Source organism: Phytobacter sp. V69 (assembly GCF_965644215.1).
In the GTDB taxonomy this organism is placed as follows: Bacteria; Pseudomonadota; Gammaproteobacteria; order Enterobacterales; family Enterobacteriaceae; genus Phytobacter.
Genome location: NZ_CBFFRL010000532.1, coordinates 1 through 421, shown reverse-complemented (window position 1 = coordinate 421; position 421 = coordinate 1). Strand labels below are relative to the sequence as shown.

The 421-nt window shown below is 43.2% G+C and carries 1 protein-coding gene; it reads right to left on the bottom strand.

The features are described 5' to 3' along the window. On the bottom strand, positions 1 to 329 hold a 329-nt coding region (locus tag ACSZPU_RS26340; RefSeq protein ID WP_499004577.1), incomplete at its 3' end, for a type II secretion system protein. Positions 330 to 421: the final 92 nt, after the last annotated feature.

The following is a 421-nucleotide window of genomic DNA, read 5'->3' as shown; positions in this document are numbered from 1 at the left end:
ATATTCACGCCAGTAAAAGAGGAAGGCAATAATCCTTCATTGATCAATGTCTGGTAGGTAATGGTACAGACAGACCCTGAACAGGTACGTGGCCCCGGATCGGTTCCTGTTCCAGCCGCTGCCGTCAACGTAGATAATTTGTTGTAGCGGATACTGATATAACTGTTTACCGCCTCGCCAAGCTGCCTGATTTGTTCTCCTGCTATTTTGGCCTGTGTATTTTCCTGTTCCTGTTTCAGATCCTGAAAACGCATAAACGAAACTGCTGATGCAATCGCTAATACCAGAATCAATTCCAGTAAAGAAAAACCTTTCTTTTTTATTCTCATTGATATATCCCTTTGTTATACCCAGAATACTTCGAGTTGCAGGAGCCAGTGAACCCAAGTCAATCGTAGGGATAGGTTGTTTAAGCACTACC